Annotated in this window: 19 protein-coding genes; 11 read left to right on the top strand and 8 right to left on the bottom strand. The window is 70.8% G+C overall.

Translation table 11 applies throughout. From position 1 onward, the window contains the following. Nucleotides 1-4: 4 nt before the first annotated feature. On the bottom strand, nt 5-553 hold the full coding sequence (locus ACLQ2O_RS29845; RefSeq protein ID WP_425837751.1) for a DUF3043 domain-containing protein: 549 nt from the start codon (nt 551-553) through the stop codon (nt 5-7). Nucleotides 554-762: 209 nt separating this feature from the next. Here ACLQ2O_RS29845 and ACLQ2O_RS29850 point away from each other — a divergent pair, with 209 nt between their 5' ends. The 7 genes from ACLQ2O_RS29850 (at nt 763) to ACLQ2O_RS29880 (ending at nt 7,840) form a co-directional block, all read left to right on the top strand. After that, nucleotides 763-1,575, top strand: coding sequence for a PspA/IM30 family protein (locus ACLQ2O_RS29850; protein ID WP_425837754.1), 813 nt, complete (start codon nt 763-765; stop codon nt 1,573-1,575). Next, a complete protein-coding gene (gene pspAA, locus ACLQ2O_RS29855) occupies nt 1,572-1,847 on the top strand; it encodes a PspA-associated protein PspAA (RefSeq protein ID WP_425837757.1) in 276 nt (91 codons plus the stop codon). Before ACLQ2O_RS29850 ends, pspAA begins: the two co-directional genes overlap by 4 nt. Nucleotides 1,848-2,293: 446 nt before the next feature. Then, entirely contained in the window at nt 2,294-3,793 is a 1,500-nt protein-coding gene (locus tag ACLQ2O_RS29860; RefSeq protein ID WP_425837760.1) for a sugar transferase, read from the top strand. After that, complete coding sequence (locus tag ACLQ2O_RS29865; protein ID WP_425837762.1) at nt 3,793-4,761, top strand: GDP-L-fucose synthase family protein; 969 nt, start codon at nt 3,793-3,795, stop codon at nt 4,759-4,761. Before ACLQ2O_RS29860 ends, ACLQ2O_RS29865 begins: the two co-directional genes overlap by 1 nt. Before the next feature lie 32 nt (nt 4,762-4,793). Further along, entirely contained in the window at nt 4,794-5,777 is a 984-nt protein-coding gene (gene gmd, locus ACLQ2O_RS29870; RefSeq protein ID WP_425837765.1) for a GDP-mannose 4,6-dehydratase, read from the top strand. A 3-nt stretch (nt 5,778-5,780) separates the two neighbouring features. Further along, nucleotides 5,781-6,536, top strand: a complete 756-nt coding sequence (locus tag ACLQ2O_RS29875) for a WecB/TagA/CpsF family glycosyltransferase (RefSeq protein WP_425837767.1) — start codon at nt 5,781-5,783, stop codon at nt 6,534-6,536. Next, on the top strand, nt 6,533-7,840 hold the full coding sequence (locus ACLQ2O_RS29880) for a hypothetical protein (RefSeq protein ID WP_425837770.1): 1,308 nt from the start codon (nt 6,533-6,535) through the stop codon (nt 7,838-7,840). Before ACLQ2O_RS29875 ends, ACLQ2O_RS29880 begins: the two co-directional genes overlap by 4 nt. 117 nt (nt 7,841-7,957) lie before the next feature. On the opposite strand, the gene ACLQ2O_RS29885 is transcribed toward ACLQ2O_RS29880, so the two are convergent. The 5 genes from ACLQ2O_RS29885 to ACLQ2O_RS29905 all read right to left on the bottom strand — a co-directional run bounded on the left by ACLQ2O_RS29885 (nt 7,958) and on the right by ACLQ2O_RS29905 (nt 16,968). Next, on the bottom strand, nt 7,958-8,989 hold the full coding sequence (locus ACLQ2O_RS29885; RefSeq protein WP_425837772.1) for a DUF3558 family protein: 1,032 nt from the start codon (nt 8,987-8,989) through the stop codon (nt 7,958-7,960). Nucleotides 8,990-9,203: 214 nt separating this feature from the next. Continuing rightward, complete coding sequence (locus ACLQ2O_RS29890) at nt 9,204-10,706, bottom strand: fibronectin type III domain-containing protein (RefSeq protein WP_425837774.1); 1,503 nt, start codon at nt 10,704-10,706, stop codon at nt 9,204-9,206. 150 nt (nt 10,707-10,856) lie between these two features. Next, on the bottom strand, nt 10,857-13,037 hold the full coding sequence (locus tag ACLQ2O_RS29895) for a LamG-like jellyroll fold domain-containing protein (protein ID WP_425837777.1): 2,181 nt from the start codon (nt 13,035-13,037) through the stop codon (nt 10,857-10,859). Nucleotides 13,038-13,111: 74 nt separating this feature from the next. Next, nucleotides 13,112-14,641, bottom strand: a complete 1,530-nt coding sequence (locus ACLQ2O_RS29900) for a fibronectin type III domain-containing protein (protein WP_425837780.1) — start codon at nt 14,639-14,641, stop codon at nt 13,112-13,114. A 128-nt stretch (nt 14,642-14,769) separates the two neighbouring features. Beyond that, entirely contained in the window at nt 14,770-16,968 is a 2,199-nt protein-coding gene (locus ACLQ2O_RS29905) for a LamG-like jellyroll fold domain-containing protein (protein ID WP_425837783.1), read from the bottom strand. A gap of 408 nt (nt 16,969-17,376) precedes the next feature. Between ACLQ2O_RS29905 and ACLQ2O_RS29910 the strand changes: the two genes are divergently transcribed. Both ACLQ2O_RS29910 and ACLQ2O_RS29915 read left to right on the top strand, forming a co-directional pair. Then, nucleotides 17,377-19,002, top strand: a complete 1,626-nt coding sequence (locus ACLQ2O_RS29910; RefSeq protein ID WP_425837786.1) for a Wzz/FepE/Etk N-terminal domain-containing protein — start codon at nt 17,377-17,379, stop codon at nt 19,000-19,002. A 10-nt stretch (nt 19,003-19,012) separates the two neighbouring features. After that, nucleotides 19,013-20,359, top strand: a complete 1,347-nt coding sequence (locus ACLQ2O_RS29915) for an O-antigen ligase family protein (RefSeq protein WP_425837788.1) — start codon at nt 19,013-19,015, stop codon at nt 20,357-20,359. A 399-nt stretch (nt 20,360-20,758) separates the two neighbouring features. On the opposite strand, the gene ACLQ2O_RS29920 is transcribed toward ACLQ2O_RS29915, so the two are convergent. After that, entirely contained in the window at nt 20,759-21,496 is a 738-nt protein-coding gene (locus ACLQ2O_RS29920) for an SDR family oxidoreductase (protein ID WP_425837791.1), read from the bottom strand. A 134-nt stretch (nt 21,497-21,630) separates the two neighbouring features. Between ACLQ2O_RS29920 and ACLQ2O_RS29925 the strand changes: the two genes are divergently transcribed. Beyond that, nucleotides 21,631-22,467 carry a helix-turn-helix domain-containing protein gene (locus ACLQ2O_RS29925; protein ID WP_425837793.1) on the top strand — a complete coding sequence of 279 codons (837 nt, stop codon included), beginning with the start codon at nt 21,631-21,633 and terminating at the stop codon, nt 22,465-22,467. Here ACLQ2O_RS29925 and ACLQ2O_RS29930 read toward each other — a convergent pair. Continuing rightward, on the bottom strand, nt 22,464-24,167 hold the full coding sequence (locus ACLQ2O_RS29930) for an amidohydrolase family protein (protein WP_425837796.1): 1,704 nt from the start codon (nt 24,165-24,167) through the stop codon (nt 22,464-22,466). The genes ACLQ2O_RS29925 and ACLQ2O_RS29930 overlap by 4 nt on opposite strands. A gap of 56 nt (nt 24,168-24,223) precedes the next feature. Here ACLQ2O_RS29930 and ACLQ2O_RS29935 point away from each other — a divergent pair, with 56 nt between their 5' ends. Then, complete coding sequence (locus tag ACLQ2O_RS29935) at nt 24,224-24,979, top strand: MerR family transcriptional regulator (RefSeq protein ID WP_425837799.1); 756 nt, start codon at nt 24,224-24,226, stop codon at nt 24,977-24,979. Nucleotides 24,980-25,084: the final 105 nt, after the last annotated feature.

Below are 25,084 nucleotides of genomic sequence, written 5' to 3' on the forward strand. Positions count from 1 at the left end.
CAGGTCAGGCCGGCTTCTCGCCGCGGGCGACCATCGGCTTGGGCAGCCGCCAGCGCCGCATCTGCATGGTCCGCCGGACGGCGTAGAACCCGATCCCGCGGGTCCCCTCGTTCGGGAACTTCTTCGCGATCGCCCGCTTCATCCCGCTGGACAGGAAGAACCAGTCGGCCGCGATGCAGGCGATCATCACCAGGAACAGCAGGTTGACCAGGCCCGGGAGCCAGGTGAACACGCCCGAGAAGACCACGCCGAGCAGCGAGATCACCAGCAGCACCGGCAGCGCGAACTCCATCACCGACCAGCGGGCGTCGACGTAGTCGCGGGCGTACCGGCGCACCGGGCCCTTGTCGGCGGCCGGCAGGTACCGGTCGTCGCCGGTCTTCATCGCGTCCTGCATCTTGGCCCGCTCGGCGCGCATCTTCTCGCGCCGGTACGCCGAGGCCTCCTTGCGGTTGCGCGGCTTCTTCAGCGCGGCCTTGCGGGCCTGCTCGGCCTCGCGCCGGGTCGGGGTCGGGCGCCCCTTGCCCCCGGTCTTGCCCTGGGCCTCCGCCACGGCGGGTTCTGACGGTGTCTCGGACTTGCTACGACGGAACACGGGAGCTGGACCTCATTCGGACTGCGAGTCGATCACTCGGGGTGGTCCCCGGAGGATCGGGCCAGTTTATCGGGGCCGGTCCTGATGGTGTGGGGACCCATGGGGACATAGGGTGGATGACACGCACGCCGGGTCCACTCTCCGGCACAGAAGGGGTACGGATATCGATGAGCATCTTCAGGCGGATGTCGACGATCTTCAAGGCCAAGGCGAACACCGCCTTGGACAAGGCTGAGGATCCTCGCGAAACCCTTGACTACTCGTACCAGAAGCAGCTCGAGCTGCTGCAGAAGGTACGCCGTGGTGTGGCCGACGTGGCCACCAGCCGGAAGCGGGTGGAGCTGCAGGCTTCGCAGCTGCAGGCACAGTCGGCCAAGCTGCAGGAACAGGCGCAGAAGGCGCTCTCGATGAACCGGGAGGACCTCGCCCGCGAGGCCCTGACCCGCAAGTCCGGCCTGCAGGGCCAGATCGACGACCTGACCGCGCAGCACGCCCAGCTCCAGGGCGAGGAGGAGAAGCTCACGCTGGCCTCCCAGCGGCTGCAGGCCAAGGTGGAGTCCTTCCGCACCAAGAAGGAGACCATCAAGGCCACCTACACCGCGGCCGAGGCACAGACCCGGATCAACGAGGCCTTCTCCGGCATCTCCGAGGAGATGAGCGACGTCGGCCTCGCGGTCCAGCGCGCCGAGGACAAGACCCAGCAGATGCAGGCCCGGGCCGGCGCGATCGACGAACTGCTCGCCTCCGGCGCGCTCGACGACGCCTCCGGCAGCAGCAAGGACAGCATCACGCTCGAGCTCGAGCGGATGTCGACGGGCTCCGACGTCGAGAGCGAGCTGGCCGCGATGAAGGCCCAGGTCGGCGGCTCCGAAGCGCCGAAGCAGCTGTCCCAGGACGCCCCCGGCGGGGCGCAGCCGGCCCAGCCGGCCCAGCAGCCGGTGCAGGAGCCGGTTCGGCCGCAGGACGGAGACGTTCGATGATCGTTCGCATCATGGGCGAGGGGCAGTACCGGCTCGCCGACGAGAAGCTCGACCAGCTGAACGCGGTCGACACCGACCTGGAGAAGGCCGTCTCGGCCGGCGACGAGGCCGGGTTCAAGACCGCGTTCGAGGCGCTGCTGGCGTTCGTCCGCAGCGGCGACCGGGTACCGGACAACGAGCTGCACGACTCCGACGCGATCCTGCCGCCGGGCGACAGCACGCTGGCCGAGATGCGTGAGCTGATCAGCGGAGACGGCCTGATCGCCGGCTGATTCCGCTGTCGTCCCCTGCGTGCCGTCCAGGTGCGGGACCCGTTCGGGTTCCGCACCTGGAGCTGTTTCAGGGCACGGTTCGGTCAAGAAGGCCGGGTCGCCACTGTGCGTGACGGCAGTGCCCTCTAAGGTGGTCCGTGGTTCCTGCCGGAGCCTTTTCCAAACCGCCCACTGCCCAACGATACGATCCCGAAATCACACCTGGCGTAACGCCTGCCGACACTGCGTAGTTACTACTGTCGGACAGCTGTCGCGCGTAGTACTCTTCGATGAATTGCCGTCGTCGGGACGGAGAATTCACGGCATCAATGCGACTGAGTCCACAGCAGAAAGCGATGGAGTGTGACTCATAGCGCAGCCGGTTCACCGGGGGGTGACTGAGGGTGACGGATCGTGCCGTCATGGGGGAAGTCGTGTCCGAAACGGGTTCGAGTGGTTCAGCAAGCGTGACCACGAAAGTCGTGCAGCCTGAGCTGTTCGACCGTCGAAGGCCGGTCTGGGTGGTCCCGGACTCGGTCCCTGCCATCGTTCCTCGATCCGCGCGGTCGACCGAGCCGCAGTGGGTCGCCGTCTACCGCTGGGCCGCGCTCGGTGGCGACCTGCTGGCCGCGGTGATCGGTGTGTCGATCGCCCTGCTGACCAGGTTCGGCTACCAGGTCGGTGGCGGTTACCTGGTCTTCGGCAGCCTGCTGCCGCTGGCGTGGGTGGCCGCGGTCGCGCTGTCGCGCGGTTACGAGACCCGGTACTTCGGCGCCGGGCCGGACGAGTTCCGCTCGATCCTGCGGTCCGGTGCCGGGCTGACCGCGGTGGTCGCGATCGCGTCGTACGCGACCAAGAGCGAGATCGCCCGCGGCTTCGTCGTGCTGGCGATCCCGGCGACCGTCGTCCTGGCGCTGCTGCTGCGGTACGGCCTGCGCCGCGACCTGAGCCGGCACCGGTACCGCGGCCGCTGCATGCGCCGCGTGCTGGTCGTCGGCCGCAACGGCCAGGCCGCGCACCTGAGCGAGCACCTGGAGAAGCGTCCGTCGGACGGCTTCCGCGTGGTGGCCACCTGCCGCCCGCGCGGTGACGGCCGGCCCGCCGTCGAGGGCCTGGTCGGCCCGGACGAGCTGGACGAGGCCGACATCATGGCGGCCGTCGACCGGCACGCGGTCGACGTCGTCGCGGTCGCCTCCGACCCGGACCTGGCCGGCCAGTCGCTGCGCCGCCTGTCCTGGGCGCTGGAGCAGCGCGGCGTCGAGCTGATCGTGTCGCCGGGCATCATCGAGGTCGCCGGACCGCGGATCTCGGTCCGCCCGGTGGCCGGCCTGTCCCTGCTGCACCTGGAGCGTCCGTCCGTGAGCGGTGGCCCGCACCTGCTGAAGGGCGTCTTCGACCGGGTGCTGGCGCTGATCCTGCTGACCGTGGCCGCGCCGGTGCTGCTCGGGCTGGCGCTGGCCGTCAAGCTGAGCAGCCGGGGCGCGGTGCTGTTCAAGCAGTCCCGGGTCGGCCGCGGTGGCGAAGAGTTCAAGATGCTCAAGTTCCGCAGCATGTACGTCGACGCCGAGCAGCGGCTGGGCGACCTGCACGCGCTCAGCGACGGCAACACGGTGCTGTTCAAGATGCGCAACGACCCGCGGGTGACGAGCCTGGGCCGGATCCTGCGCCGCTTCTCGCTGGACGAGCTGCCGCAGCTGCTGAACGTCGTACGGGGTGAGATGTCGCTGGTCGGTCCGCGGCCGCCGCTGCCGCGCGAGGTCGCCCAGTACGCCGCCGACGACACCCGGCGGATGCTGGTCAAGCCCGGCCTGACCGGCCTGTGGCAGGTCAGCGGCCGCAGCGACCTGTCGTGGGAGGAGTCGGTCGTCCTGGACCTGCGGTACGTCGACAACTGGTCGATGACGCTGGACCTGCTGATCCTGTGGAAGACGGCCCGTGCGGTGATCCGCGGGTCCGGAGCGTACTGATGGGGGAGAACGACCAGGTGGACCAGATCGACCGGACCGCGAAGGTCTACATCGCCGGGCACCGTGGCCTGGTCGGGTCGGCGCTGTGGCGCCGGCTCGAGGTGGCCGGGTTCACCGACCTGGTCGGCGCCACGTCGAAGGAGCTCGACCTGCGCGACCGCGACGCGACGTTCGCGTTCTTCGCCGAGCACCGCCCGGACGTCGTGATCGACGCGGCCGCCCGGGTCGGCGGCATCCTGGCCAACCGCGACCACCCGACGGAGTTCCTCAGCGACAACCTGCGGATCCAGGTCAACGTGATGGATGCGGCGCTCGAGGTCCGGGTGCCGCGGCTGCTGTTCCTCGGCTCGTCGTGCATCTACCCGAAGTTCGCCGAGCAGCCGATCCGCGAGTCCAGCCTGCTGACCGGCGAGCTCGAGCCGACCAACGACGCGTACGCGATCGCCAAGATCGCCGGCCTCCTGCAGGTCCAGGCCGTCCGAAGGCAATACGGGCTGCGCTGGATCTCGGCGATGCCGACCAACCTGTACGGGCCGAACGACAACTTCGACCTGACCAGCTCGCACGTGCTGCCCGCGCTGATCCGGCGGTTCCACGACGCGGCGACCTCGGGCGCGCCCGAGGTCGTCCTGTGGGGGACGGGAACGCCCCGCCGGGAGTTCCTGCACGTGGACGACCTGGCCGACGCCTGCCTGCACCTGCTCGAGCACTACGACGAGCCGGAGACGATCAACGTCGGCGTCGGCACCGACGTGACGATCCGCGAGCTGGCCGGGATCGTCGCGCGGGCCGTGGGCTACACCGGTGCGATCGGCACCGACCCGTCGAAACCGGACGGCACACCACGCAAGCTGCTCGACGTGAGCAAGCTGGCCGCCCTGGGCTGGAAGCCGGGGATCGGTCTCGAGGAGGGCGTCGCGAGTGTCTACTCCTGGTACCTCGACACCGTGAGGGGACAGGGCTCATGACGGATGGGTCTGCGAAGACAGTGGGGGGCACTGTGAAGAAGGCACTGATCACCGGCATCACCGGGCAGGACGGCTCGTACCTGGCCGAGCTGCTGCTGGGCAAGGGCTACGAGGTCCACGGCCTGATCCGCCGGGCCAGCACGTTCAACACGCACCGGATCGACCACCTGTACGAGGACCCGCACGCGCAGGACAAGCGCCTGTTCCTGCACTACGGCGACCTGACCGACGGCTCGCGGCTCGTCACGTTGCTGGCGTCGATCCAGCCCGACGAGGTGTACCACCTGGCCGCGCAGAGCCACGTCCGGGTCAGCTTCGACGAGCCGGAGTACACCGGTGACACGACCGGGATGGGCACCACCCGGCTGCTCGAGGCGATCCGGATGATCGGGCTGGACTGCCGGTTCTACCAGGCGAGCTCGTCGGAGATGTTCGGCGCGACACCGCCGCCGCAGAACGAGCACACCCCGTTCTACCCGCGTTCGCCGTACGGCGCCGCGAAGCTGTACGGGTACTGGATGACCCGGAACTACCGCGAGGCCTACGACCTGTTCGCGGTCAACGGGATCCTGTTCAACCACGAGAGCCCGCGGCGTGGCGAGACGTTCGTGACGCGCAAGATCACCCGGGCGGTGGCGCGGATCAAGACCGGCCAGGAGAAGCGGCTGTACCTGGGCAACCTGGACGCGTGCCGCGACTGGGGCTACGCGCCGGAGTACGTCGAGGGCATGTGGCGGATGCTGCAGCACGACAAGCCGGCCGACTACGTGGTCGCCACCGGTACGTCGTACTCGGTGAAGGACTTCGTCCAGCTGGCCTTCCAGCACGTCGGGCTGGACTGGGAGGAGTTCGTCGACTACGACGCGCGCTACGAGCGGCCGACCGAGGTCGACTCGCTGATCGGTGACGCCTCCAAGGCGCAGGTCGAGCTGGGCTGGAAGGCGCAGGTCCACGTGCCCGAGCTGGTCCGGATCATGGTCGACGCCGATCTGGCCGCACTGACCGCAGAGGACTGAGCGATGACCGGCGAACGGGTCGACGTGCTCGGGATCCACGTCAGCGTCACGGACATGGACGGCACCGTCGACACGTTCGGCCGGTGGATCGACGGCGGCGAGCGGCACCTGGTCTGCGTGTCCGACATGAACGCGCTGCTGCACGCCCGGGCCGACGCCGAGCTCACCGAGGTGTACAACACGTCCGGCCTGACGCTGGCCGACGGGATGCCGCTGGTCTGGGCCGGCAAGAAGGCCGGCTTCGATCGGATGGCGCGGGTCTGCGGGCCCGACCTGATCGAGCGGGTGATGGCCGAGGCGGCTCAGCGCGGCTGGTCGCAGTACTTCTACGGCGGAGCCGACGGCGTCGCCGAGCAACTGCGGGACAACTTCGTCGCCCGGCACCCCTCGCTGGTGGTGGCCGGCGTCTACTCCCCGCCGTACCGGACGCTGTCGGCCGAGGAGGATGCGGCGATCGTGGACAAGGTCAACGCGGCCGGGCCGGACATCATCTGGGTCGGGCTGGGCGCGCCGAAGCAGGAGCGCTGGATGGCCGAGCACCGCGACCGGCTGGACGCGGCGATCCTGATCGGCGTCGGGGCGGCGTTCGACTTCCACACCGGGCGGCTGGACCGGGCGCCGGTCTGGATGCAGAAGTCCGGGCTGGAGTGGAGCTACCGGCTGTACAAGGAGCCGCGCCGGCTGTGGCGGCGGTACGTACTGGGCATCCCGCGGTTCGCCGTGGGCATCCTGCGACAGCCTCCGAAGCCGGTTTCTTGAAACTTCCGAAGCTCAGCAAACTCGCCGGGCCGGCCGGCCGGGCCGGCTGGGGACTGGCGGACCAGGGTCTGTCCAGCCTCAGCAACCTGGCCGTCGGCGTGCTCGTCGCCCGCAGCAGCAGCGTCGCCGACTTCGGTGTCTACGCGCTCGCCTTCGGCGGCTACACGATCGCGCTGAACGTCTCCCGCGCGGTCGCGACCGAGCCGCTGGCCGTCCGGCACTCCGGGGACCGCACACCGGCCTGGGAGAAGGCCGTCCGGTCCGGTACGGCGACCGCCCTGCTCGCGGGGCTGGTCGCGATGCTCGTCGGGCTGATCATCGCGGCGGTGCCCGGCGTACCGTCGCACGGGGTGCTGATCGCGTTCGCGGTGACGATGCCCGGCCTGCTGCTGCAGGACGCGTGGCGGTGGGCGTTCTTCGTCGTCGGGGACGGGCGGCGGGCGTTCTTCAACGACGCCGTCTGGCTGGGCTCGATGGGGGTGCTGTTCGCGGGGCTCTACCTGACCGGCACGGCGACGGCGTTCTCGCTGACGCTGTGCTGGGGGCTCGGGGCGGTGATCGCCGCGGTGTTCGGGCGGTTCCAGACCGGTCTGCTGCCGCGGTTCCGGCTGGTCAAGCACTGGCTGAGGGAGAACCGGGACCTCACCCCCAAGTACGTCGGGGAGATGCTCGCGGTCAGCGGCACGATCCAGGTCTACATGCTCGGCATCACCGCGGCCGCCGGGATCGCGGCCGTCTCCGGGATCCGTGGTGCGCAGGTGCTGCTCGGGCCGGTCAACGTGCTCAACCAGGGGATCCGGGCGGTCGCCGTACCGGAGGCTGCTCGGGCGCTGAAGCACTCGCACCGCCGGCTCTGGCGGGTCGGGCTGGTCATCTCGTTCGGGGTCGGTGCGGGGGCGCTGGCGTGGGGCGCGATCTTCCTGCTGCTCCCGGAGTCCATCGGCCGGGCGCTGCTGGGCCCTGGTGTGTGGGCCGAGGCGAGCGCGGTGATGGTGCCGGTGATCCTGCTGCAGGCGCTGGGGGCGTCCAACGCGGGCGCCTTCGCGATCATGCGCGCGCTGGCGGCAGCCGGACGCGGTCTGCGGGTGCGGCTGATCTCCTCGGTCATCCTGATCGCCGCAGGAGTCACCGGCGCGACCCTGGGTGGTGCCCAAGGCGCCGCGTGGGGCCTGGCGTCAGCGGCGTTCTGCACCCTGCTCCTGTGGTGGCACGAGGCCCACAGAGCCCTGGTAGCCCACCGCACAGCAGCCCGTACGGCGGCAGAAGCACCTGCTGATGCTGGGCTCTCCACGCCTGACCACTGATCAGCAGGAGCTCGCCTGGGCCGGCCTTGGCCGCCGGGGCCGACCGGCCAGGCGCCTCGCCGGGACCTACCGCCCGCCTCCGCGGCGTCCACGGGCCAGGCGCCCTCCGCCTGGGGCTCAGGCGGCCGGCACGCGGCGGAGTGCCGCGCGGGCGAAGTCCTTGGCCAGGTTGCACAGGCTGGTGGAGTTGTCGGTGTCGGCGGCGACTACCACCGTGAGGGTCTCCACCCAGTTGCCGTGGGCCGGGCGGAGCGGCTGGTAGTTCACCGCGGCGGAGCAGTTGGGCAGCGACGGGCCGATCAGGTTCGCGTACTCGTCGCGCGGCTTCGGGTCGAGCCGGGCCCGGCGCCCCTCCAGCGTGACCGCCGGACCACTCGACGGCGGCTCCTCGCGGCTGAGCGACACGTACACGCTCGGCAGCTTCACGTCCTCCCCACCCCACGTGCAGCCGTGCCCAGCGAACGCCGGGTGCTTGCTCCGGTCGCTCCCCGGCACCCGCGCCGCCTCAGCCGCGGTGAGCAGCTTGCAGGCGTCCCGCTGTGCCAGCGACGAGGCAGGCCAGTTCGCCGGCTTGGTCCTGCCCTCGGCCAGCGCCCGGACGACCGAGCGGGTGATCGCGTCCGCCCCGGCGCACGGATCACCGGCCGGAGGTGTGCTCCAGGAGGCGTAGACGGAGAGCACCGCGCCAGGCATCGCGACGATGTCCCGCAGGCACAGGTCCCGGTCGGAGGTCCACTGGGCGTACACGGCGACGCCGTCGATCGTCCGCGCCGTCTGCGGCGGCTCGCCGGGCTTGGTCCCACTCAGCCCGATCTCCAGCTCCACGACCCCGCTCAGGTCGTTGGCGTTCTTCCCCGCCGCGGAGAAGTCGCAGCCGACGAACCCACGCTGCGGGGTGACCGTCGCCTTGCCGTACGTCGACAGCAGTCGCGTGTCCACGAACCCGCACGGCTCAGCGGCCGCGAGCTGAGCCTTGGTGACGTGCACCCCGGTGGCCTTCGGCGGCGTACTGGCCGGAGTCGCCGACGGTGTGGCGCCGGTCGACGGGGAGGCCGGCGGGGGAGCGGAGGTCTCGCCGGAGCCGGAGGAGCAGGCAGCCAGCACCGGAAGCACCAGCAGCAGAGCCAGGCCGCGCAGACGAGAGGTCATCCGCACAGCCTAGGAAGCAGGAAGGTCTTCCCAGCAGCCCCGACCGGAACCTGCCGGGCCGGCTCAACCGGGCTGGCTCGACCGGGCTGGTCAACCGGGTCGGCCCACCAGGGCCGGCTCGACCGGGTCGGCTCACCCCGACCACCGGCAACACCTCAGCAGGCAGGAGCGCGGGGCCCGGAGCACTCAGGGATGCTCCAGGCCCCACCCCCGGTCAGCGGACGGTGACAGTGGCGAATCCGCCGCGGACCTGGTGGTTCCCGTCGAAGACCTCGATCCGGTACATCTGCGAGGTCCCCGACGGCGCCGTGGTGTCGGTCAGGGTGATGCTGGGACGGCTCCAGAACGTGGAGCTCGCCGTGGTGGTGGCGACGACCGTGTTGCTGCCGCTGCGGAGCAGGCGGTAGGTCAGCGTGGTGTCGTCGTTGTCCAGCGAGGTCTGCACGCTCGCCCGCACCTGTCCCCGCGTCGTGCTGGACAGCGTCGGCAGCACCGGACCGAGCGGCGCCGCGCCGGGACCGATGTTCGTGAAGCGGGTGAGCCCCTGCTGGTTGGCGCCGTTCACCTTGGTGAAGTCGCCGCCGACCCACAGGTCGCTGCCTCCGGTCGCCGAGACGAGCGGGCCCACCTGGGTCGGGGGACCGGCGTTCGTGTTCGGGAACCACGGACCGAGCGCGCCGTTGGCCGGGTTCTGCAGCAGCAGGAAGTGCGCGCCGGTGCCGTCGGAGAACGCCCCGGGGCAGCTGTGCGCGTGCGACCCCTTGAAGAGCCAGCCGTTGACGACCGTGACCGCCTCGGTGGCCCCGAGGCAGGTGTTCTTCCAGACCAGGTTCCCGGTCGGTACGTCGGCCGCCCAGGTCCCGTCGAAGCACCCGCCGCCGTCACCGGCGGCCGCGAAGTAGACCCGGTTGCCGACGGTCTCGATGTCCTTGACCCGGGACGTGCAGGACCCGTTCGGGTTCGGCATCGCCGAGGCGGCCGCGAACGGAACCATCGCGCCCGTCGAGTTGTTGACCGCGGCCACGGCCCACCGGTTGGTGCCGCCGACCTGGGAGAACGTGCCGCCCAGGTAGACCTTGGAGTTGTCGTCGGCCGCGTCGATCGCGTACACGTCGGCGTTCGCGTTCGGGTTCCACGGGAGCAGGCTGCCGTCGACGGTGCTGATCGCCGCCGCGCGGTTCCGGGTCACGTTGTTCACCAGGCCGAACGAGCCCCCGAAGTACAGCGAGCTGCCGCCGATCGCGAGCGTCTTCACCCGGTACGAGACCGACGGCCGGATGTTCGCGACCAGCGCCCCGGTCGCGGTGTCGAAGGCGGCGACCCGGTTGCGGACCTGCCCGTCGACCCGCGTGAAGTCACCGCCGACGTAGACCCGCGACCCGTCGGCCGACGCGACGATCGACCAGACGATGCCGTTCAGGCTGTGGTTGAAGCCGGTGTCGAGCGCACCGGTCGTCTGGTTGAAGGCCGCCAGGTAGGTCCGGCCGGTCTGGTTGGTGCCCGCTGCCGCACCCGGCGGCCGGACCTGCGTGAACCGGCCACCGACGTACGCCTTGCCTCCGGCCACCGCCAGACCGAGCACGCTCGCGTCGGTCTGCCAGGCCGAGTTGGCCACGGCGGTCAGTGATGCGCCCGTACCCGGTGCCGGCAGCGCGGGCACGACCGCCAGCGCGAGACCGGCCGCGGCCAGTGCGCAGGTCGTTCTTCTGAGTCTCATCAAATGCCCCCTGGAACAGCCGGGCCCCACCCCGGCACCAAGTACGGCGGCAGAACCGCCGTACCACCCGTTGACGCGGCCGGTGACCCCCCACCGGATCCGCTGGAACCTGGTGGGCCCGCGACGGGGGCCCACCAGGCTGTGGACGTGCTACCGAGCGTCGAAGTGTGTCTGGACCTGGTCGCCGGTGAGTGCCGTCGGGTAGACCGCCACCTCGTCGACCGTGCCGTTGATCCCCGCGTTGGACGGCTGGTTGGGCCAGGCGTTCAGGTTGTCGGCGCCGATCCGCCAGTAGCCCGTGTACGGCTCGGCATTGGCTACAGTCTGCGTCCCCTGGAGCACGCCGTCCAGGTAGAACTTCATCTCGCCCGGCGCGAACGTGCCGACCACGTGGTGCCACTGGCCGTCGTTCGTGGCGGCCGCCGAGTTGATCACCCGGGTGGAGCCGTCGTAGACGCCGAACGTGACGACGCCGTTGTTCTGCAGGTACAAGTGCCGGTCGTACTGGCTGCTGGTCCCGTTCGGGCTGTTGCCGAAGCCAACGATCTTGCCGCCGCTGCCCGAGGTGGTCTTGTACCAGGCCTCGACGCTGAAGTTCTGCGGCTGGCTGGCGACCGTCTGACCGATCAGCCGGCTGTTGGCACCGAAGTCACCGGCGGTGTTGCCGCCGCTGGTCAGCACACCGGTCGCACCGAGGCTGACGCCGTCGTACGGGCCGGTGTTGTTCTGGCTGGACGAGTCGGTGGCGTTGGCCGTGCCGTTGGGCTCACCGAGCCGCCAGTACGCCGTGGGCCCGTCCGCCAGCACCTGCTGGTCGTACGGCGCGTCCACGCTGGCCACGGTGACCGGCAGCGAGTAGTCACCCCGCAGCGTGCTGTTCCCGTCGGTCACTTCGATCCGGTAGACCTGGGACGAGCCCGGCGTCAGCCCGGTGTCGGTGAAGGACAGCCACGGCCGGTTCCAGAACCGCGACTCGGCCGTGGAGGTCGCCACCGTCGTGTTGCTGAAGCTGCGCAGCACCCGGTAGGTCAGCCCGATGTCGTCGTTGTCGAGGACGGTCTGGAAGTTCACCTTGACCTGGCCGGCCTTGTAGCTGACCGGGACCACCTTGGCGGGCTTGGCCGGAGCCGCGCCCGGTCCGGCGCTGGTGAACCGGGCCAGACCCTGCTGGCCGGAGCCGTTCACCGTGGTGAAGTCGCCACCGACCCACAGGTCGGTGCCGCCGGTCGCGGAGACCAGGGGGCCGACCGCTGTCGGCGTACCGGTGTTGGTGTTCGGGAACCAGGGCCCGAGCTCGCCGGTGTCGACGTTCTGGGTGAGCAGGAAGCGCCCGGCGCCCTGCGGGAACCCGCTGCCGCCCTGGTAGCTGCAGTCGTGCGCGTGCGAGCCTTTGTACAGCCAGCCGCTCACGTAGGTGATCGCCTCGGTCGCGCCGAGACAGTTGTTCTTCCACAACAGGTTGCCGCTGGCAACGTCTGCGGCCCAGGTGCCGTCGAAGCAGCCACCACCGTCGCCGGCGTTGGCGAAGTAGACCCGGTCGCCCGCGGTCTCGATGTCCTTGACCCGCGACGTGCAGCCCGGCGCAGGGTCCGGTACGGCGGACGCCGCCGGGAACGGCTGCAGCGCCCCGGTCACCGGGTCCAGGCTGGCCACGGCCCAGCGCGCGACGCCGTTCATCGTCGCGAAGGTGCCACCGACGTACACCTTCGAGCCGTCGTCGGCGACGTCGATCGCGTAGGTGTCGTTGTCGGCCTGCGGCGCCCAGGGCAGCAGCGTCGCCGTACTGGTCGTCACGGCCGCCAGGCGCGGCCGGGCGACGTTGTTGACCAGGCCGAACGAGCCGCCCAGGTAGACCGTGCTGCCGGAGACCGCGAGGGCCTTGACCCGGTAGGACACCGACGGCTTCCAGTTGCTCACCAGTGCACCCGTCGCCGTGTCGAACGCGGCGATCCGGTTGCGGGTCTGGCCGTCGACCTGCGTGAAGTCGCCGCCGACGAACACCCGGGACCCGTCGGCGGAGGCGGCGACCGCCCAGACCATGCCGTTCAGGGTGTGGTTGAACCCGGTGTCGAGCGCCCCCGTGGCCTGGTCGAACGCGGCCAGGTAGGTCCGGTTCGTCTGGTTGGTGCCGGCTGCCGCCCCCGGTGGCCGGACCGTGGTGAAACGTCCCCCGACGTACGCCTTGCCTGCTGCGACCGCCAGGCCTTGGACACTGGCGTTGGTCTGCCACGCCGCGCTCGGAAGAGCCGACAGCGAAGCGCTGATGCCCTGTGCGGGCACCGGTGACAGCAACGCCGCCACCAGTGCTCCACCCAGTGCAAGGATCCCCACCCTTTTCACAACAACATCCCCCCTCAGAGATGTCCGCGCCGCGCTGTGCGGCGCGGTGTGTTACCCCACCCGCATCACTTCACCTGCACCGTGACCGAGGTGGCCGACTTGACCACGTTGCGGCCGTCGAGGACCTCGACGCGGTAGTTGACCTTCTGCCCGCTCTTCACACCGTTGTCGGTGTAGGTCACGAGCTGCGCGGCCTGCCAGGAGTAGGTGTTGCGGTTCCAGGTCCCGACCAGCCGGGAGCCCTGGTAGATCTTGTAGGTCAGCGTGATGTTGTCCGGGTCGACGACGGTCTTGAAGGACAGGCCGACCTTGTTCGGCACCGGGCTGTTCGCCGCGGGCGCGGCCGGAGCCGGTGCCTTGGCGCCGCCGATCGCGTTGGTGAACCGCGTGATGCCCTGCTGGCCCACCCCGTTGACCTTCAGGAAGTCACCGCCGACCCACAGGTCGGTCCCGGTCGCGGCCATCGCCAGCGGTCCGACCTTCGTGGTGCTGGTCGGGTCGGCGTCGGTGTTCGGGAACCAGGGGCCGAGCTTGCCGGTCACCCCGGAGTGCGCGAGCAGGTAGTGCGTGCCCGAGCCGTCCTTGAAGTACGACGGGTCGTCCGGGCTGCAGTTGTGCGCGTGCGACCCCTTGTAGAGCCAGTTGCCGATCGCCTTGACCGCCTCGGTCGCGCCCAGGCACTTGCTCTGCCACAGCAGCTTGCCGGTGGCCACGTCCGCGGCCAGGATGCCGTCGTAGCAGCCGGTGCCGTCACCGCCGTTGGAGACGAACACCTTCGAGCCGTAGGTGTCGATGTCCTTCACCCGGGTCAGGCACTTGCTGGTGGGTTCGGGGATCCACGCCTCGGCCGGCATCGCGATCGGGTCGCCGGTGCTGTTGTTCAGCGAGACCAGCGTGTTGTGGTGCTGCTTGTGCACGGTCCGGAACGGGCCGCCGGCGTACACCTTGGTGCCGTTGTCGGCGACGTCGACGGCGTACACGTCACCGTCGGCGTCGGGGTTCCACGGCAGCAGGGCGCCGCTGTTGAGCGCGACCGCGGCCAGCTTGTTGCGCACGGTGTTGTTGACGCGGCCGAAGGAGCCGCCGAAGAAGACGCTGTTGCCGTAGATCGCGACCGCCTTCACGCGGGTCGCGACCGAGGGCGCGAAACTGGCCAGCGCGCCGGTCGCCGCGTTGAACATGGCGATCCGGTTGCGGGTCTTGCCGTTGACCGTGGTGAAGTCCCCACCGACCACGATCCACTTCTGGTCCAGCGACACCGCGATGCTGTAGACCGCGCCGTTCAGCACCGGCGCGAAGCTCGAGGCGTTACCGCTGGTACGGCTGAACGAGGCCAGGTACGTGCGGACCGCCTCGCCCTCCCCGAGCTTCTTGCCCGGCGGCCGGACCCTGGTGAAAAGTCCCCCCACGAAAACGTTGTTCCCCGCGATGGCGACCGCGTTCACCGGCTTGTTGGTCTGCCAGGTGCTCTGCCGCAGCGCGGAGACCGCCGTGCCGAACCCGGGCGCGGCGGCCACCACCGGTGGACCGGCCGGGATCAGCGCCGCGGCCAGGACAGCCCCGGCGGTGACTAGTACCAGAACTAACTTCTTCATCGATGTCCTCAGAAAGCGGGCGGGCCTGTCTGTATCAGCACGCGAAATCTAGCGCTGGTGGGAAGCAGCGTGGAAGGCGGCCTCCCACCAGCGTTATGACGTTGTGCTATAGCAGGCTGACTGTCCGCTCAGCGTGCGTCGTAGTGCGCCTGAACCTGCGCGGCACTGAGCGCGTACGGGTAGACCGCCGCCTCGTCGATCGCCAGGCCGGTCTGCGTAGCACCGCCGCCGGACCAGTTGCCGGTGGCGTCGTAGCCGACCCGCCACCAACCGTAGTACAGGGAGGCCTGCCCGACGCTCTGGCTGCCGGCCAACACGCCGTCGACGTACAGCTTCATCGCGCCGTTGTCGTAGGTGCCCACGACGTGGTGCCACTGGCTGTTGTTCTTGTTCGACGCGCTGGTCAGCACCCGCCGGGTGCCGTCGTTGACGCCGAACGTGATCGCGCCGTTGGAGCGCATGTAGAGCATCCGGTCGCCGCCGTCACCGCTGTTACCGGTCTTGGAGTTGCCGAAGCCGACGATCCGGCCGCCGCGCAGGATGCTCTGCTTGACCCAGGCCTCGACGGTGAACTGCTGCGGCTGGCTGTAGGCCTTCTCGCCCACCATCCGGCCGCTCGAGGTCGTCGTCGCCGAGGTGTTGCCGGGGATCGCTCCCGAGCCGCCGAGCGTGACGCCGCTGTAGGTGCCGTTGTTGCTCTGGCCGGAGGAGTCCACCGACGTGGTGGTGCCGGCGGCCTCGCCGAGCCGCCAGTACGCCTGCGGGCCGTCGGCCGCGATCAGCTGGTCGTACGCCGTCGACGGCGTGCTCGCGACCGTGATCGGGTCGGAGTAGTTGCCGCGCAGCGTCGTCGTACCGTCGGTCACCTCGACCCGGTAGTTGGTCGACTCACCCGGGGTCACCGCGGTGTCGGTGTAGTGCAGCCACGGCTTGTCCCACGGCGTCGACGTGGCGGTCCAGGTCGCGATCGTGGTGTTGGTGAAGCCCTTCAGCAGCCGGTAGGTCAGCGTGCTGTCGTCGTTGTCGACCACGGTCGGGAAGTGGATCTCCACCTGACCGGGCTTCACGCTGTACGGCGTGAGCTTGGCCGGCTTGGCCGGAGCCGCGCCCGGACCGGTGTTGGTGAACCGGGTCAGGCCCTGCTGGCCGGTGCCGTTGCTGGTGGTGAAGTCGCCGCCGACCCACAGGTCCGAGCCGCCGGTGGCGAACGCCAGCGGGCCGACCTCGGTGGGCGGACCGGCGTTGGTGTTGGGGAACCAGGGACCGAGCTTGCCGTCGGACAGCGACTCGGTCAGCAGGAACCGGTAGCCGAAGCCCTGCGGGAAACCGCCGGCGCCGCCGTTGGCGCAGTCGTGGGCGTGCGAGCCCTTGTAGAGCCAGCCGTTGACGACCTTGACCGCCTCGGTCGCGCCCAGGCACTGGTTCTTCCAGACCAGCGCGCCGGTCGGGACGTCCGCGGCCCAGGTGCCGTCGAAGCAGCCGCCGCCGTCACCGCCGTTGCCGAAGTAGACCTTGTCGCCGCTGGCGTCGATCGCCTTCACCCGCGTGGTGCACTGGCCGTTCGGCGGCGGGACCGCCGAGGCGGCCGGGAACGGCAGCACCGCGCCGGTCACCGGGTCCAGGCTCGAGACGGTGTTCTGGGTGGTGCCGTTGACCGTGCTGAACTGGCCGCCGGCGTAGGCCTTCGTGCCGTCGTCGGACACGTCCACGGCGTACACGTCGCCGTTCACGGCAGGTGCCCAGGGCAACAAAGTGCCGACGTCGCCGGTGACCGCCGCGAGCCGGAGCCGCTCGACGCCGTTGACCAGGCCGAACGAGCCGCCGAAGTACACGGTGCCGCCGGAGACCGCGATGGTCTTGACCCGGTACGAGACCGAGGGCTTCCAGTTGGTCACCAGCGCGCCGGTGGCGGTGTCGAACGCGGCGATCCGGTTCCGGGTCACGCCGTTGACCTGGGTGAAGTCGCCACCCACGTAGATCCGGGACCCGTCGGCCGACGCCGCGACGGCGTACACCTGGCCGTTCAGGACCGGGTTGAAGGCGGCCACCAGGTCGCCCGTGGTCGTGTCGAAGGCGGCCAGGTAGGCCTGCCCGACCTCGTTGGTGCCCAGCGGCGAGCCCGGCGGGCGGACGCTGGTGAAGCGGCCGCCGGCGTACGCCTTGCCGGCCGCGACGGCCAGGCCCTGGACGCTGGCGTTGGTCTGCCAGGTCGGGCTGGTCTCGGCCGAGAGCGACGCGCTGATGCTCTGCGCGGGCGTCGGTGCCAGCACCCCGGCCAGCAGAACGCCCACCACCCCGAGGCGCGCGAAAAGCCATCTCTTCTTCATACTGCGGTGTCCCCCCTCGGACCGGCGCCCGAGACGGGCGCCACACATGACCAAAAGATTCCGTACCGGTGATCCCCCGAGAACAGAGTAGGCCACACAAAGTGATGTTTGACCAGCCTCTTGCGGGGGAATCTGAGGCACTTACCAGGAAATGTCACGCTGTGTGAACGTTACAAGCGATTGCGGCTTCAACTTCCCGCTCTGCGTCGTGGGTCTGCACGGACCGTGACCCCGGACGAGTTTCACTGCACTGGTGATGCCGATATCCTGTGCTGCGGCAGGGATACGGTCACCGCTGGTGACCAGTGTTGAAACCGGCTCATCGTGTGCTCCGGGGGCGGGGTGGTGAACCGGTCGGGGGAGCGGCGCGTCCAGGTCTTAGAGGCGCCGCGAACGAAGGGGGACCGGATGGAACCGGGCACAGTTGTCTGGCGTGACACGGCGCAGTCGTTGCTGCGGCACAAGTGGCTGATCCTCGGCTGCGCGCTGCTGGGGGTGCTCGGGGCCGCGGTGTTCTCGCTGTCGCAGACCGAGCGCTGGACGGCGTCCAGCCAGGTGGTGATCGGCCCCGCCGTACCGCCGGCCCTGGTCGGCAAGCTGCCCACCGGCGCGGACAAGACCGGCCCGCTGGGCATGGACCTGCCGGCCGAGACGCAGGCCCGGGTGATGTCCAGCCCGGCGCTGCTGCGCGAGGTGGCCAAGTCCCTGGAGCTGCCGACCACCGACGAGTCGGTGCAGTCGCTGGCCACGGTCACCCGGGTCAAGGCGGTCACCGACAACGCCTACCTGATCACCACCGACGGCCCGACCGCCGACGAGGCGGTCCGGCGCGCCAACGCGATCGCCCGGATCTACCTGGCCCAGCGCAGCAACGAGGCGAAGGCCCTGCTGACCACACTGGCCGGCCAGGCCCAGGACAGGTCCCGTACGGCGACCGCCCAGTCGCGGACCCTGGTCAGCCAGATCTCCGAGGCCGTGGCCCGCGGCGACTCCCAGACCGCCACCGCGCTGCGCGACCAGCGCGTCGGACTGGCCACCGAGGCCCGGCAGGCCGCCGACGACGCCTCCGCGATGAAGAAGGCCCTGTCCGGCGTCGGTGCGAGCAGCGAGCTGGTCACCCCGGCCACGAAGGACGCCGCGACCTCCTCGCCGATCGTGAGCCGCGACATCCTGGTCGGCGCGATCCTCGGTCTGGTGCTCGGCTTCGGTCTGGCCCTGCTGAGCACTCACCTCAGCCCGTTCGTGCTCACCCGCGACCAGGCGGCCCGTGCCTCCGGTGCTCCGGTGATCACCGCGGCGATCGGCCGGCGCCGCTTCTGGCACCGGGCCGCGCCGCAGCTGCCGCCGTCCGAGCTGACCGCGCTGGGCGCCGAAGCCAGCGGAGCGCTGGCCCGCCGCGAGCTCAACCCGCGCGGTATCGGCGCGAGCGGTGCCGGTGCCCTGCTGATCGTCTCGGCCTCCCCGACGCCGAACTCGGCCGGCATCGCGCTGGCGATGGCCGAGGCCAGCTCCCGCGACGGCCGCGAGACGCTGCTGGTGCTCGCCGACCTCGGCGGTACGCCGGTGCTGTCGCACGTCACCGACCACGAGGGCCTGACCGACCTGGTCAGCGAGCCGGCGCCGACGCGCGCCGTACGGGCCCGCAAGCTGTTCCGTCCGGGCACGGTCGCCGACCTGTACGTGCTGCCGCCCGGTCTGACCAAGGACGAGACGGCGCTGGCCGTCGGCCCGTCCCTGGTCCCGGGCATCGTCGCGGACCTGCCCCCGGGGTACTCGGTCGTCATCCACGGCCCGGCCTCGGTCGGCCGGCACGGGATCACCCCGCTGGCCGCCGCCGTCGACGCCTCGATCCTGGTCGTCCAGGTCGGCCACGACAAGGACACCGACGTCAGCCGGCTGACCGCCGCGCTGGCGTTCGCCGGGGCGCCGGTGCTCGGCGTCGTCCTGATCGGTGCGTCGCCGCACGACGAGACGCTCGGCATCCCGGTGAACTTCAAGCCGGCCGACTCCTCACCCACCCTGCCGATGCGCTGACGGTGCGGGAATGACGCTGACGGCGCCGGTGGTGCCGGGCACCACGGACAGCAAGGAGAACGAGAAACCGTCGGTCTTCTGGCTGGTCCTGTGGTGCCTGCTGGTGCTCGGCGTCCAGCCCTGGTCGTCGCGGACGGCCTCGCCGCAGGGGACCACCGGGTCGACCAACAGCCTGATGAAGGGCGCGCTACTCGGCGCGATCTTCCTGATCGTGCTGGCCGCCACCCGGCCCGGGTTCCGGACCCGGATCAGCCCGTCCACCAACCTGTACGTCGTCTACGTGCTGTTCGCGACCGCCACCGGCTTCCTGCTCGCCGACCCGGGCGGGCCGCTGCTGCGGCTGGCCCGGTTCATGATCGGCCTGGTCCTGATGTTCCTGCTCTGGCGGCCGCTGATCGCGGTGCCCGAGCGGCTGATCCGGGCGCACCTGTGGGCGCACGCGGTGCTCGCGGCGACCGTCGTCCTGAGCGTCGCCTACGCGCCGGGCCAGGCGTGGCGGCCGCTGTCCTCGTTCGGTACCGGGTTCCGCCTGCAGGGCGTGATCATCCCGATGCTGCCGCCACGGGTCGGTGAGGTCGGCGCGATCCTGCTCGGCCTGGCGATCATCGCGCTGATCTCCCGCAAGCTGTCCTTCGTCCCGGCCGGCGCGCTGATCGGCGTCGGCCTGGTCCTGGTCGCACTCAGCCGGACCCGGACGGCGGCCGCGGCGGTCGCGTTCGGTCTGATCCTCGCGCTGCTGCTGACCCGCAAGACCTGGGCCGGCCGGATCCTGACGCTCGGCGTACCGGGGTTGGTCGGGCTGGTGTTCCTGGCGGTGCCGTCTTTGCACACGTGGTTGCTGCGCGGGCAGGGGACCGAGCAGATCAGCTCGCTCAGCGGCCGGACCACCAGCTGGCAGTACGTGCTCGACGAGCAGGTCTCGCTGCAGACCGCGATCATCGGCCACGGCCTGGGCAACAAGCGCGTCCTGCTGCGCCGCGGCGAGGGCGACATCGACGTGATGGCGATCGACAACAGCTGGCTCGGCCTCTACTGGGAGACCGGCCTGCTCGCCGTCGTCATCGTCGGCATCGCGATGATCGTCGCCTGGGTCTCGGTCCTGCGCGCCCCCACGCCGTACGTGAAGGCCTGCGGAGCCCTGCTGCTCGGCTACGTCTCGGTCGCCTCCCTGAACGAGAGCGGCCTGTCCGACCTGAGCTCGATGACCCTGCACCTCCTGGTCGCCGCCGCAGTCTGCGACTCCGACCGACTACGCCAGCGGTCCAGAGCCGCCGCCCGCCAGAAACCGTACGAGCCCCTCCCGCTCCTCCTGCCCAACCAGCCCCAAGCCAAGCCCGCCAAGCCACCACTCCGGTAGGCGCCACCCGGCCGTTCCGCGGAGCAGGAGCAACCCGCTCGCACGCCACCTCCGGCCGCAGGACGACTTCCGCCGCGGCCGGCCTCTGGTCGCCGCGCCGCCCCTCCTGCACGTCCTCCGGCCGCAGTGGCCTCAGCCACTGGCCACCTCACCGGCCGCATCACCGCTGACGGGAACCACCGGGTGCCGGGCGGCGGTCGGCTCCTCCGGGCCAGTTCTTCTCCGGGCCGCCCACTTCGCGCATCCTCCGGCCGCAGTGGCCTCAGCCACTGGCCACCTCACCGGCCGCATCACCGCTGACGGGCACCACCGGGTGCCGGGCGGCGACCCGCTCGCAGGGCAAGTTCTGGCGACCCGCCCTCTTCGCGCCTGCCCCCTCCCGCACCTCCTCCGCCCACATCACCGCTGGCGGGTCGGGCGCAGCACGATCTCGTTGACGTCGACCGCTGCCGGCTGCCCGAGTGCGTAGCCGACCGCCTCGGCGACAGCGGACGCTGGGATCGACTCCGCCCGGTACGACTCCATCAGCTCCCGCGCGCCCGGGTCGGTGATGGTGCCGGCCAGTTCGGACTCGACGACGCCGGGGGAGACGGTGGTGACCCGGATGGACGGGTCCACTTCGAGCCGCAGGCCCTCGGTGATCGCCCAGGCGGCGTACTTGGTCCCGCAGTAGACCGCCGCGGTCTCACTCACCTGGTGCGCACCGATCGAGGCGACGGTGACGAAGTGCCCACCCCCCTGACGCTGGAACACCGGCAGCGCGGCGGCGATCCCGTGCAGCAGCCCGCGCACGTTGACGTCGATCATCCGGTCCCACTCGTCCACCAGCAGCCGGTCCAGCCGGGACAGCGGCATCACGCCGGCGTTGTTCACGAGTACGTCGACCTGCCCGTACGCCGTGACGGCCGCGGCGACGAAGGCCTCGACGTCCGCCCGGTCGGTGACGTCGAGCGCCCGTCCGGTGATGCTGCCGCCCGCGGCGCGGACGCGGTCGACCAGCTCGGTGATCCGGTCGGTCCTGCGCGCACCGGCGACGACCTGGTGCCCAAGGGCTGCCAGGTGCTCGGCGACTGCCGCGCCGATGCCGCTGCTGGCGCCGGTGACCAGGACAACCTTCGGCTCTGGGGTGGTGCTCATCGTGGGTCCTCCTGAGGATCGCTGGGTGTTCACCAGCGATGCTCGGTCGTCCGGTGGCCGCTCCGGGAGACCGCGGGGTTCCTGGGAGTACTGGTACCAGGCACGTCCCTCAGCAGCCTCCTAAGCTGACGGACATGGGCAGCACACCGCTCGGCGACTACCTGCGCAGCAGACGCGCGCTGGTCTCACCGACGTCCGCCGGGCTCCCGTCGACCGGGCTCCGCCGGGTCGACGGACTCCGGCGCGAGGAGGTCAGCATGCTGGCCGGGATGAGCGTCGACTACTACATCCGGCTGGAGCAGGGGCGCGAGCGCAGCCCGTCGGCCCAGGTGCTCGACGCACTGGCGGTCGCACTCCGCCTGGACGACGACGGCCGCCTCCACCTGTTCCGGCTGGCCGGACTGGCGCCGCGTCCTCGCTCGGCCGCGGTCACGGACCGGGTGGATCCAGGGCTGCTGCAGCTGATGGACGCCTGGCCGGACAACCCGGCGCTGGTCTACAACCGCGCGTACGACGTACTGGCGAGCAACCGGATCGCCGACGCGCTGTTCGGTGAGTACGCGTTCTCGCGCAACCTGATGCTGCTGCTGTTCCTGGACCCACAGGCGCGGACCTTCTACGCGGACTGGTCAACGGTCGCCGCCAACTCGGTGGCCGGCTTCCGCCTGGGCCACGGCGAGGCGCCGGACGACCCACGCGTTCGTGCGGTGCTCGGCGAGCTCCTGGCAGGCAGTGAGGAGTTCAGCCGGATCTGGCAGCGGCAGGATGCCCGCGGCAAGGCACTGGACTCCAAGCGTTTCCTGCACCCGTCGGTCGGCGAGCTGCGCCTGCGCATGCAGGCCTTCGACGTCCGCTCCGCGCCAGGCCAGGAGCTGGTCGTCTACCACGCCGAGCCAGGCTCACCCAGCGCCGAAGCCGTCAGACTCCTGGGCACCCTCGCAGCCACCGCCGACCAGAACCGGACGCCCTAGCGCTTCACCTCCAGGTCCAGTACGTCGTACCAGCTGCCGGTCGGTGGCTGCTCGAGCATGGGGTCGGCCCAGTGCAGGCGGAGGCGGTCGGGCTGGACCTCGGTCAGGCGGGCCTCACGCCAGTCAGGGTGATCGATCGTGCGGACCCACCAGAGCTCGGCCAGACTTGCCAGGCCTTCGGTGCGCAGGAGCTCGGTGGCGTCGTCGTGAGTGGTGAGCGGCCCGAGTGCCGCGCCGAACACCGTCGTCGCCTGCCAACCACCGGCCAGCGGTACGGCGTACCCGAGCAGCTCGCCGTCGTCGCGGGTGACCTCCTCGGGGGACGGGAAGCCGGGCCACTGGTCGCGGATCGCGGCGATGATCTTGTCCGTGGTGCCACGCAGCCAGCAGATGCCGCCGCGTTCGGTCTCGCTGCCCGCGTAGGCGCCGGGGTCGACCGGCCGGCCGTTGATCCAGGTGCCACGGAGGGCCTGGGTGGCTTCGATCGTGACGGTCGGGTCGCCGTCGACCAGGATCAGGTCGGCTCGTCCGCCGACGGCGAGGCGACCTCGACCGTCCAGTCCGAAGACCTCCGCGGGTGTTGTGGTTGCCGCGGTGAGGGCTTCGGCCGGTCGAAGCCCTGCGGCGGCGAGGTGCTGGAGCTCGCGGTGCAGGCTGGCGCCGTGGACCAGACCCGGGTTGGGTGCGTCGGTGCCGGCGAGCAGGCGTACGCCGGACTCGTGCAGGGCCATCGCGTTGTACCGCGCGGCGGCGCCGTCCGGTGGTTCGGGCGGCATCCAGCGGTTGGCCTGGGCGTTGAGGACCCGCTGCCAGCGGAACGACAAGCGGGCGGCCAGTTCTGGCTGGTTCAGCAGGGGCATGACGCCGTCGAGGGGGAAGCCGTCGATGACACCAAGGGTGGAGATCACGGCGACGCCGGTACGAGCGACGGCAGTGAGCTCCTGGTCGGTCATTCGGTCGAAGGGGATGTGGGCGAGGACGTCGACCCCGCACTGCGCGACGACGACGGCGCCGCGGGCGGTGGAGACGTGGGCGACCACCGGGAGGCCGTGCCGCCGGGCTTCGCGGACCAGAGCCTCCATGGTCGCGACGTCGAGCGACGGCAGATCGAGCAGGGCCCCGGAACCGTCGTCGTAGATGAGCTTGAGGTGGGTCGACCCCTCGTCGACACGCGCCGCGACGAACCCCACCGCCTCGGCCGGACTGCTCACGGTGGGGAAAGGCGCGTAGGCAATGCTCGGATGCCCACCCGGCGCGGTGGCCCCGATCCCCGCCGTACGAACAGCCGCGGCCACGGGCCGACCCCCGCCCCAGCCTCCGCCGGGACCGCCCCAGGCTCCCGCCCCGGCCCCGGCCCTGGCCCCGGCCCCAGCCCTCGCCCCGGCTCCCGCGTCCGCCTCCGCGTCAGCCCCCGCGGCCAGTTCGGGCTGGAAGACGTCCGGCTTGCTGAACTGGTCGATGATCGTGGTGACGCCGAACGTCGCGGCGAGCTGGGCGCTGCCGGGCAGCAGGTGGACGTGGGCGTCGATCAGTCCGGGCAGCAGGGTCGCGCCGCCGCCGGGCACGATCTCGTCGCCCGGCCGGGCGATCTCGGCGTTGCCGATGGCATCGATCCGGCCGTCGGCGACGCGCAGGTGGGTGCCGCCGACAACCTCCCGGCCGTCGAAGATCCGGACATCGGCGAAGGTCAGGTTCGTCATGCGTTCGACGCTAGGGGTTGCCGTAACGAGAAGGTCCAGTCACTACTGTGGCGACCATGGAGTACTCGGTCAGCCAGGTGGCCGCGATGTCGGGGCTGTCGGCGCGGACGCTGCGGCACTACGACGACATCGGCCTGCTCACCCCGGCGCGGACAGCGGTCAACGGCTACCGCTGGTACGGGCGCGCCGAGCTGATCCGGCTGCAGCGCATCCTGCTGCTGCGCCGGCTCCGGATGCCGCTGCCGGCGATCGACGCGACGTTGGCCGACGAGGCCCGCGCGGCGGCCGAGCTGCGGGACCATCGCGCGCGGATCGCCGCCGACCGGGCCGAGCTGGACGAGATCCTCGGCGTGATCGACCGGACGGTGAACCGGCTGTCGGCCGACGAGCTCGACCAGAACGACGAGTTCCTCGCCGACCTCGCGCTGGGCCGGCACGGGCTGCAGGAGGACCTGCGTCAGCGCTACGGACGCGGCGTCGATGCCCACTTCGAGACCGCTGCCGCAGTCACGGCCGAGTGGGCCAAGGACGATTACGATCAGGCTGCCGAGCAGCACCGCGACCTGCTCGGGCGGATGGCGGCGCTGCTGCACGAGGGGATCCACCCCGGCGACGATCGCGCTCTCGACCTCGTCGACGAGCACTACCGCGCGATCCGGGCGCTCTGGCCCGCCGACGCCACGGCGTACCGGGAGCTCGGCCGCCTGATCGTGGAGAACGCCGACCAGCGCGCGATGGTCGCCGCCGTCGACCCTCAACTCCCACCCTGGCTGCGTGCCGCCATCGAGACCTACGCGACCCAGCGCCTCTAGCCCTCGGCTGTTCCGTTGTTCGACGACTGACGCAGATAAAAGCGAAAGGCGGACACCAAAGGTTCAGGAGCGGGACTGGGGGGGCGGGGGGGGCGGGGTGGGCGG

The organism is Kribbella sp. DT2 (genome assembly GCF_049844575.1).
Lineage (GTDB): Bacteria > Actinomycetota > Actinomycetes > Propionibacteriales > Kribbellaceae > Kribbella.